Origin of the sequence: Nesterenkonia haasae (assembly GCF_010119385.1) — a bacterium.
GTDB classification, from domain to species: Bacteria; Actinomycetota; Actinomycetes; order Actinomycetales; family Micrococcaceae; genus Nesterenkonia; species Nesterenkonia haasae.
Window position 1 is genome coordinate 224,320 of the sequence record NZ_VFIE01000019.1, and the last position, 17,211, is coordinate 241,530.

General features: G+C 60.0%; 21 protein-coding genes. 13 read left to right on the forward strand and 8 right to left on the reverse strand.

Annotated features, from left to right (window positions below):
- The first annotated feature begins 73 nt into the window (after positions 1-73).
- The gene (locus FH975_RS07680; RefSeq protein WP_328821821.1) at positions 74-1,042 is read left to right on the forward strand and encodes a sugar-binding transcriptional regulator; all 969 of its coding nucleotides are present in this window, start codon (positions 74-76) and stop codon (positions 1,040-1,042) included.
- An 18-nt stretch (positions 1,043-1,060) separates the two neighbouring features.
- Here the strand turns inward: FH975_RS07680 and FH975_RS07685 are convergent, their stop codons facing one another.
- Positions 1,061-1,534, reverse strand: a complete 474-nt coding sequence (locus FH975_RS07685; protein ID WP_162320819.1) for a ribose-5-phosphate isomerase — start codon at positions 1,532-1,534, stop codon at positions 1,061-1,063.
- A 187-nt stretch (positions 1,535-1,721) separates the two neighbouring features.
- On the opposite strand from FH975_RS07685, the gene FH975_RS07690 reads away from it, so the two are divergent.
- Together FH975_RS07690 and FH975_RS07695 are read left to right on the forward strand one after the other, a co-directional pair.
- Positions 1,722-2,510, forward strand: a complete 789-nt coding sequence (locus FH975_RS07690; protein WP_162320820.1) for an SDR family NAD(P)-dependent oxidoreductase — start codon at positions 1,722-1,724, stop codon at positions 2,508-2,510.
- A 38-nt stretch (positions 2,511-2,548) separates the two neighbouring features.
- Positions 2,549-3,469, forward strand: a complete 921-nt coding sequence (locus FH975_RS07695; protein ID WP_162320821.1) for an SMP-30/gluconolactonase/LRE family protein — start codon at positions 2,549-2,551, stop codon at positions 3,467-3,469.
- A gap of 18 nt (positions 3,470-3,487) precedes the next feature.
- Here the strand turns inward: FH975_RS07695 and FH975_RS07700 are convergent, their stop codons facing one another.
- Positions 3,488-4,216 carry a FadR/GntR family transcriptional regulator gene (locus FH975_RS07700; protein ID WP_162320822.1) on the reverse strand — a complete coding sequence of 243 codons (729 nt, stop codon included), beginning with the start codon at positions 4,214-4,216 and terminating at the stop codon, positions 3,488-3,490.
- A 47-nt stretch (positions 4,217-4,263) separates the two neighbouring features.
- On the opposite strand from FH975_RS07700, the gene FH975_RS07705 reads away from it, so the two are divergent.
- Together FH975_RS07705 and FH975_RS07710 are read left to right on the forward strand one after the other, a co-directional pair.
- Positions 4,264-5,064 (forward strand): sugar phosphate isomerase/epimerase family protein, encoded by an 801-nt coding sequence (locus FH975_RS07705; protein WP_162320823.1) that lies wholly within the window; start codon positions 4,264-4,266, stop codon positions 5,062-5,064.
- Positions 5,061-5,921 carry a phosphogluconate dehydrogenase C-terminal domain-containing protein gene (locus FH975_RS07710; RefSeq protein WP_162320824.1) on the forward strand — a complete coding sequence of 287 codons (861 nt, stop codon included), beginning with the start codon at positions 5,061-5,063 and terminating at the stop codon, positions 5,919-5,921. The genes FH975_RS07705 and FH975_RS07710 overlap by 4 nt, the downstream gene beginning before the upstream one ends.
- A gap of 94 nt (positions 5,922-6,015) precedes the next feature.
- Here FH975_RS07710 and FH975_RS07715 read toward each other — a convergent pair whose 3' ends face one another.
- A complete protein-coding gene (locus FH975_RS07715; protein WP_162320825.1) occupies positions 6,016-6,510 on the reverse strand; it encodes a Dps family protein in 495 nt (164 codons plus the stop codon).
- A gap of 184 nt (positions 6,511-6,694) precedes the next feature.
- Positions 6,695-7,978: a serine--tRNA ligase gene (gene serS, locus FH975_RS07720; RefSeq protein WP_162320826.1), complete on the reverse strand. Its 1,284-nt coding sequence runs from the start codon at positions 7,976-7,978 to the stop codon at positions 6,695-6,697.
- A gap of 107 nt (positions 7,979-8,085) precedes the next feature.
- On the opposite strand from serS, the gene FH975_RS07725 reads away from it, so the two are divergent.
- From FH975_RS07725 to FH975_RS07735, 4 genes are all read left to right on the forward strand, one after another.
- Entirely contained in the window at positions 8,086-9,195 is a 1,110-nt protein-coding gene (locus tag FH975_RS07725) for a diacylglycerol/lipid kinase family protein (RefSeq protein ID WP_162320827.1), read from the forward strand.
- A 106-nt stretch (positions 9,196-9,301) separates the two neighbouring features.
- Complete coding sequence (locus FH975_RS16550) at positions 9,302-9,634, forward strand: HAD family hydrolase (protein ID WP_235928556.1); 333 nt, start codon at positions 9,302-9,304, stop codon at positions 9,632-9,634.
- Positions 9,635-9,661: 27 nt separating this feature from the next.
- Positions 9,662-10,024, forward strand: a complete 363-nt coding sequence (locus FH975_RS16555; protein ID WP_235928557.1) for an HAD family hydrolase — start codon at positions 9,662-9,664, stop codon at positions 10,022-10,024.
- Positions 10,025-10,026: 2 nt separating this feature from the next.
- Positions 10,027-10,593: a TetR/AcrR family transcriptional regulator gene (locus tag FH975_RS07735; protein WP_328821822.1), complete on the forward strand. Its 567-nt coding sequence runs from the start codon at positions 10,027-10,029 to the stop codon at positions 10,591-10,593.
- Here FH975_RS07735 and pheA read toward each other — a convergent pair.
- Together pheA and FH975_RS07745 are read right to left on the reverse strand one after the other, a co-directional pair.
- Complete coding sequence (gene pheA, locus FH975_RS07740; RefSeq protein ID WP_162320828.1) at positions 10,579-11,493, reverse strand: prephenate dehydratase; 915 nt, start codon at positions 11,491-11,493, stop codon at positions 10,579-10,581. The two genes, FH975_RS07735 and pheA, sit on opposite strands and share 15 nt — an antisense overlap.
- The gene (locus FH975_RS07745) at positions 11,490-11,819 is read right to left on the reverse strand and encodes a rhodanese-like domain-containing protein (protein ID WP_162320829.1); all 330 of its coding nucleotides are present in this window, start codon (positions 11,817-11,819) and stop codon (positions 11,490-11,492) included. The genes pheA and FH975_RS07745 overlap by 4 nt, the downstream gene beginning before the upstream one ends.
- A gap of 68 nt (positions 11,820-11,887) precedes the next feature.
- On the opposite strand from FH975_RS07745, the gene FH975_RS07750 reads away from it, so the two are divergent.
- Positions 11,888-13,408 (forward strand): amidase, encoded by a 1,521-nt coding sequence (locus FH975_RS07750; protein WP_235928558.1) that lies wholly within the window; start codon positions 11,888-11,890, stop codon positions 13,406-13,408.
- Here FH975_RS07750 and FH975_RS07755 read toward each other — a convergent pair.
- Together FH975_RS07755 and FH975_RS07760 are read right to left on the reverse strand one after the other, a co-directional pair.
- Positions 13,405-13,626, reverse strand: coding sequence for a hypothetical protein (locus FH975_RS07755; protein ID WP_162320830.1), 222 nt, complete (start codon positions 13,624-13,626; stop codon positions 13,405-13,407). The genes FH975_RS07750 and FH975_RS07755 overlap by 4 nt on opposite strands.
- 858 nt (positions 13,627-14,484) lie before the next feature.
- Entirely contained in the window at positions 14,485-14,706 is a 222-nt protein-coding gene (locus FH975_RS07760) for a CsbD family protein (RefSeq protein ID WP_162320831.1), read from the reverse strand.
- A 213-nt stretch (positions 14,707-14,919) separates the two neighbouring features.
- Here FH975_RS07760 and ectA point away from each other — a divergent pair, with 213 nt between their 5' ends.
- Genes ectA through FH975_RS07775 form a run of 3 tightly spaced genes read left to right on the forward strand, consistent with a single transcriptional unit; the run spans position 14,920 to position 17,206 of the window.
- Complete coding sequence (gene ectA, locus FH975_RS07765) at positions 14,920-15,444, forward strand: diaminobutyrate acetyltransferase (protein ID WP_162320832.1); 525 nt, start codon at positions 14,920-14,922, stop codon at positions 15,442-15,444.
- Between the two features lie 44 nt (positions 15,445-15,488).
- The gene (ectB, locus tag FH975_RS07770) at positions 15,489-16,775 is read left to right on the forward strand and encodes a diaminobutyrate--2-oxoglutarate transaminase (RefSeq protein WP_162320833.1); all 1,287 of its coding nucleotides are present in this window, start codon (positions 15,489-15,491) and stop codon (positions 16,773-16,775) included.
- 41 nt (positions 16,776-16,816) lie between these two features.
- Complete coding sequence (locus tag FH975_RS07775; protein ID WP_162320834.1) at positions 16,817-17,206, forward strand: ectoine synthase; 390 nt, start codon at positions 16,817-16,819, stop codon at positions 17,204-17,206.
- Positions 17,207-17,211: the final 5 nt, after the last annotated feature.

Sequence of the window (17,211 nt, forward strand, 5' to 3'; positions counted from 1 at the left end):
GCAGTTGTGTCTTGAGGAGGGTGCTGCCAGTAATGTTGCTCACTGAACCATGACAGTTGATGGAGGCCTACTTGTGACGGATCAGCCCTTTGAGAGCGCCCCGGAAGCACTCGATCCGCGGGATACTGAGCTCGAGCGCCTCTATCAGGCTGCGCAGCTCTACTATGAGCAGGGCGCTACCCAGGCCGAGATTGCTCAGCAGCTGGAGGTCTCCCGCCCGTCGATCAGTCGCATGCTCGCTGATGCCCGGTCTCTCGGAATCGTTGAGATTCGGGTCCGGCGGCCCGCACCTTCGGATATGGAGCACCTGCGCGAGGAGCTGATAGAAAAACTCGGCCTTGACGCGGTTTACCTGGCACCTGGGGACCAGTCGCGCCGACTGGGCCCCGGGCTCGTCCCGCCCACAAGACAAGCCCTTGAACAGGTGAACCTCCGTGCGGGGGACGCCATGCTGATCGCTTCGGGGGAGACGACCTACGCTTTGGCGCAGCATCGGCTCGGAGACTTTTCGGGCGTAGTGATCGCACCAACTGTCGGCGGTCAGGCCGAACCTGATCCGTGGCACCAGACCAATGAGGTGGTCCGCGCCTTCGCCGTGTCCTCCGGCGGGTACCCGCACTATCTCTTTGCCCCATCAATGCCCTCCGAGGCACTTCTGGACGCATTGCAAGATGATCCTGGATATCGACAGATCGTTGACGATTGGAACAGGGCGCAAGTAGCGCTCGTCGGAGTGGGCGCTCCGCCTCGGACGCGCAAGTCGATCGCCCGGTCAGTGCCGCGCACTCACCCCAACGTCGTGAAGGCGGCCGGGGACGTCTGCCTTGCATTCTTCGACGACGCGGGCAACGAGATCAGTTTTCCCGGCAATGAACGCATGGTGCGAATTCCTGGGCCCTCATTGCACGCGGTTCCTACGCGGATCGCTGTGGCCGTGGGGACAGAAAAGGCCATCAGCATACTCACGGCAGCCCGATCTGGGTGGTTCAACGTGCTGGTCACCGATGAGGAAACCGCACGCGCGATCACCCGGGCGCTCTGAACGCCCGAGCAAACAACCTTAGCTACAGCTGCCAGTCTCTTCGTAGGAGGTAATCGCCTGGACCTTCTCCGCCGAGGCACTGGCCGGATCGAACTCATGCGCTAACCACTCTTTGGCCAACTTGCGGGCAACTTCCTGGCCTATCACTCGCTGACCGAGACACAGAACCTGCGCGTTATTGGACAGGATGGCGCGCTCTACAGAGTATGAATCGTGGGCTGTGACAGCCCGGATGCCGGTGACTTTATTGGCTGAGATGGCCACACCGAGTCCGGTGCCGCAGATAAGCAGTGCGCGGTCAGCCTCTCCTGCGGCTACCAACTCTGCTGCCGCCACAGCGATATTCGGGTAGGCGGTCCCTTCATCGGCCCCGACTCCTACGTCGTGAACCGAGGAGACTCGCTCATCTGCCTCCAAATCGGCTTTGAGAATTTCTTTGTAGTCATACCCAGCGTCATCGGAGCCGACAACTAGGCGCAGTGGGAATGTCATGGGACTTTCTCCTTGTCGAAAGGTGGGTTTCCTTCGATGCTACAGGTCTGTAGAACAAATGTCATGAACATGTGTGCACAAGAATGATCTGCAAATTTAATTGGTTGACCGGTTGACTGGTTGCTGAGAATCGTGACAGACTTCACAACGTGAAAGTCGTCGATATTCAGCCGTCCGGGAGGACCTCTTGACAGATCCGAACACCCCGCAGCGCCTCTTGGAGAACAAAAACATCATCATCACTGGGGCCGGTTCAGGCATCGGCGCGGCTACTGCACGCATGGCGGCCGCCAAGGGCGCCTCTGTGGCCGTGGTGGACCTGGACGCGCGAAACGCCGGAATCGTGGCGGCTGAGATCAATGATTCCGGTGGCACGGCTGTCGCCTTCACTGCAGACGTCGCGCTGGAGGCTGAGGTTGAGGCGATGGTCGAGGCAGTTGCGGAGGCTTTCGGCAGGATCCACGGCATCGTCAACAACGCTGGCGTTATTGTCACCCGGGCGCTGGTCGACACCTCTGTGGAGGAGTGGGACCGCTGCATGGACATCAATGCTCGCGGCGTTTTTCTGGGCTGCAAGTACGCTGTCCGCCACTTCCTAGAGCACGCCATCCATGGCGCGATCGTGAATACCGGATCCATTTCTGCGCTCACCGGACAGAAAGGTCAGGTGGCATATGCGGCCTCCAAAGGGGCCATCGTGCAGCTGACTCGCCAGGTCGCAGTGGAGCATGCCGCGGCCGGAATCCGCTGCAACTCGGTGGGCCCAGGGTCAGTGCGCTCAGCAGTTCTGGACGCGTTTCTCTCCAGTCAGGACGACCCGCTGGCCGCAGAGGTCGCACTCGCCCAAACTCATCCGGTGAACAGAATCGGATCGGCCGAAGAGGTCGCTGGCGCCAACTGCTTCCTGCTTTCGGACGAAGCGTCATTCATCACCGGCGCAAATCTCCAGGTTGACGGCGGTTACACAGCGGCCTGACCGCCCCTGTCACAGACACCAGGCCAAAGGACACCACCATGACATCTCTTGACTCCCTGCTTGATCCCGACGCCACGCTGACCCGGGTAGCCACCGGCGCCACCTGGTCCGAAGGGCCCTGCTGGATCCCCTCAGAAGGGACTCTGCGCTGGAGTGACATACACGGCAACCGCATACTTCAGTACTCCCCTGCCACCAGAGAGACATCGATTTACCGCGACGAGGTCGAGTTCACCAATGGACGCACTCTTCACCCTGACGGGTACGTGGTCCAGTGTTCACACGGACACCGTCGAGTTGAGGTCGACGACGCAGGGACAGTCAGTGCCCTGGTGGATTCGTGGTCCGGTGGGCGCTTCAACTCTCCCAACGACGTCGTCGTCGCCAGCGATCACGCTGTCTGGTTCACGGATCCGCACTACGGGATCACTGTAGAAGGAGAAGGGCATCCCGGGCACATGGAGTACGGGGCGTGTTATGTCTTCCGGTGGGATCCGCACACGAGAGAAGCGAGACCCGTCATCACTGATATCGACGAGCCCAACGGCCTGGCGTTCTCTCCCGACGAGTCTGTGCTGTACGTTTCGGACACGTCGGCAGTGCGGCGTCCCCCAGGTGTGGGCAACCACCACGTGCGAGCTTACGATGTCAGCGTCACGGACGGGGTCGTTGAGTGCACCAACGGCAGGACGGTCTTCCAGATCCCTGAAGGCATACCAGATGGGTTCCGAGTTGATGAGTCAGGCAACATCTGGAGCTCCGGACCGGATGGGGTCTACATCTTTACTCCGGAGGGGTCGCTGCTCGGGCATGTGCCCGTTCCGGAACTGGTGGGCAACCTCTGCTTCGGCGGACCGGATGGATACGATCTCTACATCGCGGCCACCAGCAGCATCTATCACCTCCGCACAGCCGTGCGCGAGGCCGCTACGGCCGGACGCAGTCATGGTCACCCATGATGCGCGCAGACCACGGACTCACAAAATGCGCTCTCCGGCGGTCTTCATATGAGCCGTCATAGTGTCTTCAGCAGCCGCCGTGTCTCCCTCAGCCACCGCGTGCACCAGCGCTGTGTGCTCGTGGAGAGCACGGCGGGCATCAGCGGCATTGTCGACACTGCGATCAACCCAAACACGCAACAGTGCCCGCACGCTCTGCAGCACCGAACCCAATGCGGCGTTGTCCGCAATGACCGCGAGTTCTTGGTGAAAGTGAGCATCAGCTTCCACGAAAGCGTGATGATCACCCAAATCTGCGTGTCGAGACATGGTCGAAAGGTGCTCACGGAGCCGAGCGACGGCGGCGTCGTCGCGTTTCTGTGTGGCCAATCGTGCCGCCAGCACTTCCAATGCTTCCCGGACGTGCATCAAGTCCCGAGCGTCCTGCGCCCCCAGCATCAGGCCCCAACTCAGAGTGCGCGGAAGCAGCTCCGATGCGCTGGAGCGCAGATAAGTGCCAGAACCGGGGCGGACTTCCACAATGCCCAAAACTTCAAGAGCCGCCAAGGCCTCCCGCACCGCCGATCTTCCCGTGGCGAGCATTTCCGCCAGCTTGCGTTCGGCAGGCAGACGGGAGCCAGGCTCAAGTCCCCCACTGGTGAAGTACCTAAGGAGTTCCGAAGCCACGGCAGCAGTCGGGGTGGAAGCCGGAAGAGCGTTCAGGCGCCCTTGGAGCTCTTCGGCCGGATCCTGTGGGTATCGGGGCATAGAGCGATAATAAGCGATGAGGTCAACCGGTTGATAGGAGAGAGTCAATGAGCCCCATCATCGGTCTCAGCACGTACGCCTACCTCTGGCGCTGGTCGGAGGTGAACCCCGAACCTATGACCCTGCAGGAGATGATCATCGACACCGCAGAATTAGGCGCCGAGGTGTTCCAGATCTGTGACTATCCTCCGCTGGAGATGCTCGGCTCCGCTGAGCTGAGGAAGGTGCGCAGGACCGCCGAATCCTCTGGCGTGGTTCTAGAGCTTGGAACACGGGGTATCCGTCGGGAGCATCTGCAGCGCTACGCGCAGATTGCCGAATCCCTGGGGGCCACCTTCATCCGTTCAATGGTCCAGCCGAGAGATACCCCGGTCAAGGAGGCGGCTGACCTCCTCGGCGGGACCGTGGATGACTTTTCCGCACGTGGCTTGAGGCTCGGCCTTGAAACCTACGAACAGATCTCAAGTCTCGATCTGGTGGGGTTGGTCGCCACTGTGGACAGCCCCGCCCTGGGTATCGTTCTGGACCCCGGCAATTGCGTCGCAAACCTGGAGCTTCCCGGTGACGTCGTAGAGCGCACCGCCCCGTGGGTGAACAATCTGCACATCAAGGACTTCACCTTCACCCGCCAGCCGGGCTGGGTGGGTTTCCATTTCTCAGGAACACCCCTAGGCGAGGGGCTCCTGGACTATTCCTCGATGTCAGAGGCTGTCAAAGCCTCCGACCGTGGACTGCATCACATCATCGAACACTGGCTCCCCCGTCGTGACAGTCCAGAAGAAACTCTTCGGGACGAACGGCTGTGGACCCAGCAGGCCATTGACTACCTAGGGAGCACGAATCCATGAACATTGACACCCTCCGCATCGCCCTGATCGGCGCCGGCGGCAAGATGGGTCAGCGCATCACCAACAACCTCAAGACCACCTCCGCTGACGTACGCTACGTGGAGAACTCCGACGGTGGCCGGCAGCGCCTGGCTGACGCCGGACTTGAGACATCACCAGCAGAAAGCGCTGTGGCCGACGCCGATGTCGTCATTCTCGCCGTACCTGACACCGCACTCGGTGCGGTGAGCGAGCAGATCGTCCCGCAGATGAACTCGAGTTCGATTGTGATGACCCTCGATCCGGCTGCCGCCTATGCAGGATTATTGGCTCACCGTGCAGACATCGACTACGTCTGCGCCCACCCAGCGCACCCCTCTGTCTTTCTGGAAAGAACCACGAAGGAGGAGTACGCCGACACCTTTGGCGGGATCGCAGCTGCCCAACATGTGGTCGCTGCTGCAGAGTCCGACGACGCGGCCATAGCATCGACCGCGGAGGTAGTCATTAGAGCTATGTACGCACCGGTTATTGATGTTCATTGGGTGAGTCTCAAACATCTTGCGGTCCTGGAACCTACCCTGGTGGAGACGATCACCTGCATGGTCGGCGGACTGCTGAAAGAAGCCCTGGAAGAGACTGTCAATACCGTCGGTGTGCCCCGGCCCGCTGCGGAGGCACTCTTCTACGGTCATGTCCAGGTGGCCCTGGCCAATGCCCTTCGAGGAGACAACCCGTTTTCCGAGGCCTGCCACATCGCCATGGACCATGGCCGGGATCTGATTATCAAAGAGGATTGGAAAGACGTCTTCGACGACTCCGTCCTCGATGAGACGATCGCCAAAATGCTGCGGATCGACAAGGTCCGCCGCCAGTGACGAACAGCCCCAGCGACAGCGAAGAGGCGACGACGCAACCTTGAGTATTTGGGTTGCGTCGTCGCCTCTTGGCGCGGGCTGAGCAGAACTCAGACTATGCGGAGACTTTCTCCACGTGGCTGCGGATGAACCACTGGAACAGCTCCAGGGCCTTGACCTGGCCAATAAGCAGGTCTTCAGTGATGGGGTCGGTGTCGCCGACCTTTCCAAGAACCTGCCGGTGATCTTCGATAACCCCGGTGTAAACCTTGTCCAGCTCAGCCAAGTGGGTTTCCACATTGGCCTTAAACAGCGGGTAATCCTTCCACCGGCGCTCGGAGACCAATTCGCCGGAGAGCCCGGAAGGAGCAGTGCCGAGGGTCGCGATGCGCTCGGCGATCTCGTCAGCATACTCACGAACCTGCTCAGTCTGCGGATCCAGCATTTCGTGAACACCAATGAAGTTGGGTCCCACCACATTCCAGTGCACATGCTTCAGAACGAGCTGCAGGTCATTGAGCGCGTGCAACCGGTCCTGCAGCAGACCAGCGATTTCCTCGCCGTTTTCCTTGCCAAGTCCGGGAACGGTGTATTCAGCAGTCTTAGTCATCTCGACACTCCTTCGATGCGCAAACAGTGCGCCGGCTCTCTGTCGGCGTCACAACTAAATCTTAGTAACTCAGAAGAAGCGGCGCTAGCAAGATGAGGCTGGCCTTGCCTGCCTCCTTCTGAACTTTCACATTCTTTGGTATCGAGCGAAGATGAGCACAACCTGACCAACCGCTGGATGGACCCTACTGAGGTTCAATGACTTCGAGCCCACCGAGGTAGCTGCGTAGGGCCTGGGGCACCAGAACTGAACCATCAGCCTGCTGGTGGTTCTCCAGAAGGGCTACGATCCACCGGGTGGTAGCGAGTGTCCCGTTGAGCGTTGCCACCGGCTGCGTCATCGCCTTTCCACCATCAGCCCTGGCTGTACGCTCGCGAATATTGAGGCGCCGGGACTGGAAGGTGGTGGTGTCTGAGGTGGAGGTCAGTTCCCGATAGGTGGATTGCGAGGGAACCCAGGCTTCGCAGTCGAACTTCCGCGCCGCAGAAAGCCCTAAGTCCCCTGCAGCAGTGTCGATGACGCGGTAGGGCAGCTCCAGCTTGCCGAGCATCTGTTCTTCCCATGCCAGCAGACGCTCATGCTCGGCTTTGGACTCCTCGGCAGTGCAGTAGACGAACATCTCCAGTTTATTGAACTGGTGGACCCGAATGATGCCGCGGGTGTCCCTACCGTGAGAGCCGGCCTCGCGCCGATAGCAGGTTGACCAACCGGCGTAGCGCAGCGGTCCTGCCGAGAGATCCAGGATCTCATCCGCATGGTAGCCAGCAAGGGCTACCTCGGATGTACCTACCAGGTAGAGGTCGTCGCGCTCCAGGTGGTAGACGTCGTCGTGTGCCTCAAGGTACCCCGTGCCGTCCATAGTCTCTGGTCTGACCAGGGTGGGCGTGATCATCGGTGTGAAGTCAGCCTCAATGGCCTGGTCGAGGCCCATGGTCATGATCGCCAACTCCAGCCGAGCGCCTATTCCCTTGAGGAAATAGAACCGGGAGCCGGAAACCTTCGCTCCGCGCTCCATGTCCACCGCACCCAGCTGCTCGGCGAGCTCGAGGTGATCGCGCGGTTCGAAACCCTCGGCGGAGAAATCCCGCGGTGAGCCCTCGGTCCGCAGGGTGACAAAGTCATCCTCGCCACCAGCGGGAACACCGTCATGAATGAGATTGGGAAACGAGGATTGGATGGCGCGGAGCCGGTCCGCGGCGTCGTCGGCTGCGGCCTCGGCATCCTTGACGTCGGAGGCCAGCTGCTTCACCTGCGTGAGCAGATCCTCTTTCTCCTGACCCTGAGCCTTGGCAACCTTCTTGCCCTGGGCTTTCTGCTCAGCGCGCAGAGTCTCAAACCGGGTGAGTGCACTAGATCGCGCGTGGGACGCCTCCATAAGAGCGTCCACCACAGACTCGTCGGCCCCCCGAGCTCGCTGGCTGGCGCGGTACTTATCGGGTTCGGCGATGAGGTCCTTGATATCAATCACAGAGCTAAGCCTAGTACGCGCAGGCCGGCGCAGATTTCAGCCTGAGCGAGAATGCGGAGAACTCCTCATGGCAGGGGCCCTCATTACGTGCCGATAGGCTCTACATCATGAACGAGGACTTCGGGTGGGTGCTGGCCGCGGCTGTGGCTGTGGTCGTAATACTGATAATCGCGATCGCCCGGCTTGCTCAGCGATTGCGCCGCCTGAAACGCCAGGTGGCCGACCTTGAGCAGCACGTCGAGGTCACCGCTGCCGTCGCAGCACATCCCAAGCGGCCAGAGGACCGGCGGATTGGAATGGTGGTCAACGTCAGCAAGGACGACGCCGGCCACGTCACTAAGTTGGTCCACGAGGCCTGCGCTGCTGCGGGAATGCCGGATCCCTTCATCCAGGCCTCGACCGCGGAAGACCCAGGAGCGGTCATGACCGAGCGTGCCATCGAGATGGGCTGTGATGTGGTCATCGCCGCCGGCGGTGACGGCACCCTGCGCGCGGTGGCCTCCAGACTCGCTGGCACAGACGTGGCGCTGGGCATCATTCCTCTGGGCACGGGTAATCTGTTCGCCCGTAACATCGGACTTCCGTATCACGACCTCACCGCCTGCACGGCTGAAGCCATTCACGGCACCCCGCACCGAGTCGATACGCTGCAGCTGGAGCTGCGTCGCCCCGGCGGACGGTCTGAGCATGAGATCAGCTTAGTCATCGCAGGTGGGGGCCTGGACGCCGAGGTCATGGATGACACCCGAGAAGTTCTCAAAGCCCGGGCTGGTTGGTTGGCCTACGGTGAGGCTGGGCTCAGGCACGTGATGGGCGCGCGAAAAACTGTTGAAGTCAAGCTCGACGATGCCGAGCCGGAGACCTACCGCGTGCGATCGGTGCTTTTGGCGAACTGCGGGACACTCCAGGCCGGGATACGACTCATCCCAGAGGCCAAGTTCGACGACGGGCATATGGACGTCGCCCTATTCACGCCTCGCCACGCTCTGGATTGGGCTCGGGTCATCGCTAAGACAGCCTTCCGCTATTCGGCCGACATTCCTGTGATGAAGGTTCGCCAGGCGCGCACCGGACGACTCACCATGGCGGAACCGATGCGTTTCCAGATCGACGGTGATGCCGTGGGGGATGTCATCAGCGTTTCAGCTCGGGTGGCGCCCGAATCTTTGATCGTTCATGGCGTTCCCACAGAAATTCTGGAACACCCCGAACACTAGGGCATCACCCTTTCTCTAACCGCGGTAGTCTCGTCCATGCTATTTTTTAGGTAGACCTGTCTACTCATTATCGGTGATCAAACGGCTGGGAGAATCTGTGAAAAACATGACTGACTACAAGGTGCTGAGCTTTGACTGCTACGGGACTCTCATTGATTGGGAAGCTGGGCTGCTGGGTGTGTTGCGCCCATGGGCAGATGAGCAGGAGCTGAAACTTGATGATGAAAAGCTACTCCTGGCCTATGCAGATGGGGAAGCTGCTGTGATGCAAGAGCACCCCTCCAAGCTCTACCCGGAACTACTAGCGGCCGCGCTCAAGCGCGCGGGGGACCATCTCGGCAGACCGGTGACTGAGCAGTGGGCGGAGAGGCTGGGCAATTCAGTTCCGGACTGGCCAGCGTTTCCCGATTCCGCCGACGCCCTGCGGCGACTCGGTTAGCACTTCGACCTCGTCATCCTTTCCAATGTGCACCATGCAGGTTTCGCAGGGAGCAATCAGCACCTCCAGGGGGAATACGCGGCCGTCATCACCGCCGAAGACGTGGGCGCATACAAGCCGGCTGCACCCCATTTTGAGGCCCTCTCTGCCTGGCTCCAGGAGCAGGGCCTCAAACAGGATCAGCTGCTGCACGTAGCGCAGAGCCTCTTCCACGACCACGTCCCCGCCCGAAAATTTGGCCTCGATTCCGTATGGATTAACCGTCGTCACGACCGTCCAGGATGGGGCGCCACCCCGGAGCCTGAAGAGCAGTGGACGTACGATGCCGAATACGCCTCTATGGCCGAGTTCGCCTCCGCTGTGGAGAGAGAATTCGACAAAAAGGAGTGAGGGTGGCTGCTAGGGACCGACTGCTGGAAGCTGCCGCGCGACTGTTTTATGCCCGGGGAATTGGGGCGACTGGTATAGACACCATCACGGCGGAGGCTGGAGTGGCCAAGATGAGCCTGTACAACAACTTTGCCTCGAAGGACGAGTTGGTCCAGGCCTATCTTGTGCAGCGAGAAGAGGAATGGATGACACTCTACGAAGCACGAGTCCGCGTTGCTGAGACTCCAGCGCAGAGAGTCCTCGCCGTCTTCGACGCCTATCTGGAACACGCCGATGCGGCTTATGTGCACGGCTTCCGTGGATGCGGTCTGCTCAACGCCGCCGCTGAATTGGCCAGTGATTCGCCCGGGCGTCTTATCGTTCGCAGGCATAAGGAGCGTGTAGAGGCCCTGATGCGTGAGCACCTCCGGGATGTCACGACCGATGGTGAGGCCTGGGCTGAGCACCTCTCTTTCATTCTCGAAGGTGCTGTGAGCAGAGCGGGACTGGAAGCCAATCCGAACCGCCTTCTGCACGCGCGTCAGCTCGCAACCCAGCTGCTCGATGCGGTTCAGTTACCCGCGCAGTGACTCGATCCAGTGCTGCGCTGCGCTGAAGGCGGTCTCAGATACCTCGGGGCCAACATGCTGAGGTTTACCGTCTGCGCGGGGATAGGAACCGAGGAACCTTATCCGCGGTGAGATGCGGTGGATCCCGGCCAAAGCGTCGGCGATTCGGGCCTCTGCGATGTGCCCTTCCAAATCCATCGAAAAGAAGTAATCACCCATACTGAAGCCGGTGGGCCGCGACTCAATCCGGCAGATATTCACTCCATTCGTGGCGAAGTGCTCGAGAATCTCCATTAGCCCACCGGGATGATCTTCAGGCAGCGGGATCATGACCGTCGTCTTATCCGAACCGGTCATGGCGGGCACGGGGCCCGGCTTAGCCGCCATGACGAACCGTGTCACAGCCCCGGGGACATCTTCGATTTCGCTAGCAATGACATGGAGCCCCAGTTGCTCGGCCACCAGAGGGGCGCAGACAGCGGCATCTGCGGTAGCCGGCTCGCGAGTCAGACCGTGTGCAGCAGCAGCAGTAGACGACGCCGGCACAAATTCCGCATGCGGCACTGTGGCCTCCGCCCACTTGCGTACCTGCGCCCAACCGTGGGAGTGGGTAGCGATGGACCTGACCCGCTCCATCGGCATCGGGACAGCAGAAGCAAGCACGAAGGTGATCGGCACAAGCGTCTCAGCGGTGATGTGCAGATTGTGCCCGACCGAGACCGCATCCAGTGTCGCTGTGACTCCGCCCTCGACTGAATTCTCGATGGGCACCACGGCCACATCGGCGTCGTCGTCTTCCACCATGGCAAGGGCGGACAGCACACTCGCAGCGGGAACCCGCTCAGCTGAATCAGCGCCAGGCATCTGCAGCAATGCGGCCTCAGTGAAAGTCCCCGCGGGACCCAAATAGGAATACTTCACAGAATCTGTGGCTCCTCGCCGGTGGATGACTCCAGCTGGTGACCAGCGGTAATCCACGCATCGTAACCCCCACCGACAAGAAACACTGAGTATCCCTTGGCAGTGAGCCAACCGGTAATCTGCGCACTGCGGCCTCCAGTCCGGCAGATCACGTAGTAGTCCTCATCTGGATCCAGCTCTTCCTCAAACTGGGCGGGGATCTGGTCCACGGGAATGTGTACCGCGCCCGGGGCATGACCGGGCTGGAACTCATAGGTTTCGCGGACGTCCAGCACGATGGCACCACGTGGCACCTCGGCGGCAGGAACCGTTTCGAAGTCGGACATACCACCACATTAGTCCGAGAACTCACCGAATGCCTGCGCCGATCCGCGAAATTCCATAGGGTGAGGTCATGGAACAGGTCGAGCAGGCACGGCAACCCGCTGATATGCCACGCGGACGCATCACCACCCCTGCGCGCATCCCCGAATCCGCCAGCCCAAGTGCGGAGCACACCACTGATCTGTCCATGGCGGACTTCCGCGCTGCCACTGCGGCTCAATGGCGCGAGGCGGTGCTGACCGGTGAGGTCTCCTGCGTTGAGCTGGCCACCACGGCGCTCACTGCTGCCGCCACCATGAGTGGACTCGGCGCGTTCATCCACCTCGACCCGGAATTCGCGTTGGCCCGAGCAGAGCAGCAAGACAGAACCCTGACGCTTCTGCGGCGAAGTATGTCGCCGCATGAACTCGCCAGGTCATCCCCCCTGCTCGGATTGCCGACGGCATTCAAAGACCTCATACCAGTGGCCGGACTCCCGTTGACCTCCGGTACTGCGTCTTCGCCAGCAGTGGTTCCTGCCCGGGACGCCCCTCTGGCCAGAACGGTGCACCAAGCAGGAGCAATCAGCATCGGGAAAACCCAGGTGCCTGAGTTTGGCCTGCCCTGTTACTCCGAAAACCAACTTGCTGCCCCGGCGAGGAATCCCCTCTGCATCACCCGCACGGCAGGCGGCTCGACCGGCGGTGGAGCTGTGGCTGTAGCGGCAGGAATCCTGCCACTTGCTCCAGGAAGTGATGGTGGAGGTTCGGTCCGCATTCCGGCGGCGGCCTGCGGACTTGTAGGGCTCAAACCCGGGCGCGGCAGAATCCCCGACGATGACCCCTTACCTTCCGTCCAGAACCTCGTGACATCGGGCGCCATCGCCACAATTGCTGAGGACGCAGCGCTCCTGTTTGACGTCATGGCCAAACAGGGCCCTGCGGCTCAGAACGCTGTCCAAGAAGCGCTCGCAAGCGGAGTCACGCCCCTCCGAGTAGGGGTGACAACGGAATCGCCCTTCTCCCCCGACCTCGATATCTCCCTTGCAGAAGACGCCGTTCAAGCACTGGAGAACGGCATCTCCTCTCTTGGAAAACTGGGACACCACGTTCAAGGGACCGAGAGCTGCACCGGCCCTGAACGTTTTTGGAGCCAGAACTATCACCAGAATTTTCGAGCACTGTGGACCGCCCGCCTGGGGGAACTGGCTTTCACTGATGCTCAGGCTGAGCTGCTGGAACCGCTCACGCAGTACTTCATAGAACTCGCTCGCTCCCGCCCGCAGGCCACAACACGAACTGCGATGAGCGAACTGCAGGAGTTCGCTGACGACGCCGAGGACATCTTTGGACCTTGGGACGTTCTGATGACACCCATGCTGGCGTTCGCACCCCCACAGCTTGGCTGGTTTTCATCGATGGCACCTGAAGACAACTACGCCGAGCAGTGCCGATTCACCCCCTATAGCTCTGTGGTCAATGTACTGGGCCTCCCGGCGATCAACGTGCCCCTCCATAACAGCACCGACGGGTTGAGCTGGTCGATTCAGCTCATGGGCAAGCGGGGCAGTGAAGAGCAGCTGTTGGCGATCGCCGCAACAATGATGGGCTAGAACTGGCGGGGCATAAGAAACCGCTGAGCGAGAGCATCCTCACGTCGGCGTTCCGCCTCCCGTAGATGAAGCTGCCTATGGGAGTCCTGCACCCTGGATTCGGCGCTGATCTGCTGCTTACGCGCTGAAGCCTCGGCCCACGACGTTAATGCCGCTGAAACCGCTAGCGCTGCGCGTTGAATGGCGCTATAGCGAAACGTAGGAATAGAAGTAGACACAGTGTTTCCTCAAGAGATAAAAAGGCATAGTGAACCGCAGTCAAAAATGCCTCAAGAGTGCATAAATGGCACGCGCAACTCAGTGAATTAATATGATGAAACATGAGGACTGGCGGGGCGCGGTGAGCGCAGCAGTGCTCTGAGGAGTTGCACGGAAAAGTAATAAGAGATCAGTGACGTCAGGCGCTGGCGCTCTGCCTTCAGCAGCTATAGGACACTGGACCGCCACCGAGGGGCATACGGACCGCTGTCGCGGTGCTGAGTGAGAACCGAAGCGTGTGGCCCGGATTCATTTTCTCTAGCATTTTCATGATGCCCCTCCTTTCAAAGGCTCGGTCTGTACAGTGTCAGGATTAACTTATCACAAGAATTCTCGGAATGCATGCAAAGAATCTTCGGAGATGATTCATTCTTTTGAATCGGTGGAACAAAGCAGGTCGAGGAGAACATGCTGACGGCCGCGTCTTTCCTTCTCCCACGGGTGATTCTCCAGCGAGGAGTGAAGCTGTATGTGCGCGCTGACCTGCGCGAATGACCTGCTCTCCCCCAGTCCTGCCCATTGTGCGACCTTCTGGTGAGTACTGGGACGGGGTTGGCTGCTGTTGCAGCGACACAGGTGAAGAGGTGATGACCCAGACAGAGAGTCACTCCACCCAGACGACGCATAGCGATGGCGGGGCCCTGTGTTCGGATCCCGCCATCGCTACGCAAACTAGTTGCTCACCGGCCTGCACCCGGCTCTCCTGTGAGCACCTCCCAAGATTCCTTGCAATGCTCAAGCCATGCCTGGAAGCCAAAACGGCGCCGGGATGACCCCAACCTTTGGGGATCCCGGCGCCGTTGGTGCAAGGCTCTGGACTACCTCTGCTCGTCGGCGCCACCAGCGGCGCCCTTTGCCTGGCCTGTTGCGTCCTTGGCGGTGTCTTTCACTGACTCAGCGGCATTCTTGCCCTTGCCTTTGAGGTTTTGGGCTTTGCCCTCACCCTCCAGCTGAGAATCACCTGTTGCCTTGCCGGCGGCTTCCTTGGCGGAGCCGCTGACCTTGTCTTTGGCTGCTTCAAATTTGTCTCCGAGACCCATGAGAATCTCCTTTCACTCGGGAACATTACAAACCTGACGCTACCGCTCCTCTCACTGCATGTCACCAGGTCAGAGCAGACTCACAGCCAATCTTGAGGCGTTCTCGGGCTTCCGCCAAGGCGCGCCCACAAAGTTAGCTCCGAGAGCCAGCACCAAGGAGACAAACCACGCTGCCTCCTCGCCGCCTCGAGGAACTTGCTAATGTGGAGAGAGATGAATGCCGAGAATAGTTCTGCCCGACCAGACGAACTGATAATCCTCCGAGCGCCCACAGTGGCTGACGGTGCGGACCTTTGGCGACTCGCCAAAGGGACAGGGGTGCTGGACACCAACACCCCCTACGCGTACTTGCTGTGGGCACGAGACTTCGCCTCTTCCAGCGTGATCGCAGAGGTGGAAGCTGAACCAGCCGGATTTATCTCCGGTTACTCCAAACCATCCGATCCAGACACGCTGTTCATTTGGCAAGTGGCAGTGGATTCGGCCTTCCGAGGCCGCGGACTGGCGAAGAAGATGCTCTTCGAACTCGTTCAACGCACTGGAGCGTCCCGCTTGGAGACGACGATCACCGCCGATAACGAGGCGTCGATCGCTCTGTTCACTGCTCTGGCGAGAGAACACGGCACGGAGCTTGAGAGACGATCCTTGTTTACCGAGGATCTGTTCCCCGCTGCAGAAGAATCCGGCGAGACCCACGCCGCAGAGGATCTTTACATTGTAGAACCTCTGAATCGCTGACATCACATCGTTCACGACAAGTAACTGAGGACTGAGACACCACTATGGCTACTGACATTTTCGAGACCCGCGAATCCCAGGTGCGAAGCTACAGCAAGAACTGGCCGGCCGTCTTTGAGAAAGCCGAAGGCTGCTACCAGTTCACTGAGGATGGATCCCGCTACCTGGACTTCTTCTCCGGAGCTGGCGCACTGAACTATGGACACAACCTTCCCGAGTTGCGGGACCTGGTCGTTGACTACGTAGCCAACTCCGGGGTCACCCACTCGATGGACATGAACACTCCCCCCAAACGGCGATTCCTCGAGACTTTCGAGCGCCTCATTCTGGAGCCTCGGAACCTGGACTATAAGGTCATGTTCCCCGGACCTACCGGTACCAACACCGTAGAAGCTGCCCTTAAACTGGCCCGCAAAGTCACCGGCCGGCAGCACATCCTCTCCTTCACCAATGCTTTCCACGGCATGACACTCGGCGCGCTGTCAGTCACCGGCAACTCTATGAAACGCAAGGGTGCTGGCATCCCACTGACAAACTCCTCCAAGATTCCCTACGACGACTATTTCGATGGGGACATTCCGGACTTCCTCTGGTTGGAGAAAGTCCTGGAAGACTCGGGCTCCGGTGTGGACAAGCCTGCCGCAGTCATCGTAGAAACCGTTCAGGGTGAAGGTGGTCTCAACACTGCCCGCACTGAATGGCTCAAGAGCCTTTCGAGCCTGCTGCGCCGGCACAACATTCTGCTCATCGTCGACGACGTCCAAGCAGGTTGCGGCCGTACCGGCAGCTTCTTCAGCTTCGAAGAAGCAGGGATCTACCCAGACATCGTTTGCGTGTCGAAATCGATCTCCGGATACGGTCTCGCCATGGCACTGACACTTTTCAAACCAGAACTCGACGTGTGGGAACCAGGTGAGCACAACGGCACCTTCCGCGGAAACAACCTGGCCTTCGTCACTGCAGCACGGGCGCTGGAACTCTTTTGGTCAGATGACTCCTTCCAAAAAGAACTCGCCGGCAAGATCGATGAACTTCACACCGGTATGGCTAAGATCGCAGAGCATGTCAAGGGTGCTGGAATCCGCGGACGGGGATTCCTCTCCGGCATTTGGTTCCCGGAGCCTGACACTGCAGGCAAAGTTGCCGCTGAAGCCTATAAGCGCAATCTTCTGATTGAAACCTCAGGCCCCAAGGATGAGGTCGTCAAGCTCATGCCTGCACTGAACATCAGTTCAGAGGATCTCCACAAGGGCTTGGAGATTCTGGAGGACGCCGTCCTGGCGGCCACCGGGCAGCGCGGCGAGCCAAGCCGTCTGCGCCCCCCTCACTGAACTCGCTACACCCCAAGCTTCCCTAACTGAACGGAGACTTCATGTACACACTCCACATCGATGACCTCAACGGCACCGATCGCGACATTGATACCCCGAATTGGCGTTCACGCCGGATGGTGCTCGGTAAAGAGAAGGTGGGGTTCTCGCTGCACGAGACCACTCTTCGAGCCGGCACAGACAATGAGTTCTGGTACGCCAACCATGTGGAGGCTGTCTACTGCGTGGGCGGCAGAGGCACCCTGACGGACCTCCAGACGGGTGAGAAACACCAGATCACGGATGGGTTCCTGTATCTGCTCGATGGTAATGAAAAGCACCGAGTGCAGGTGGAAGAAGAAATGCGCATGGTCTGCGTGTTCAACCCACCGGTCACCGGCCGGGAGGTCCACGACGAGAACGGCGTGTACCCACTGATCGTTGAAGACTAGGCAGT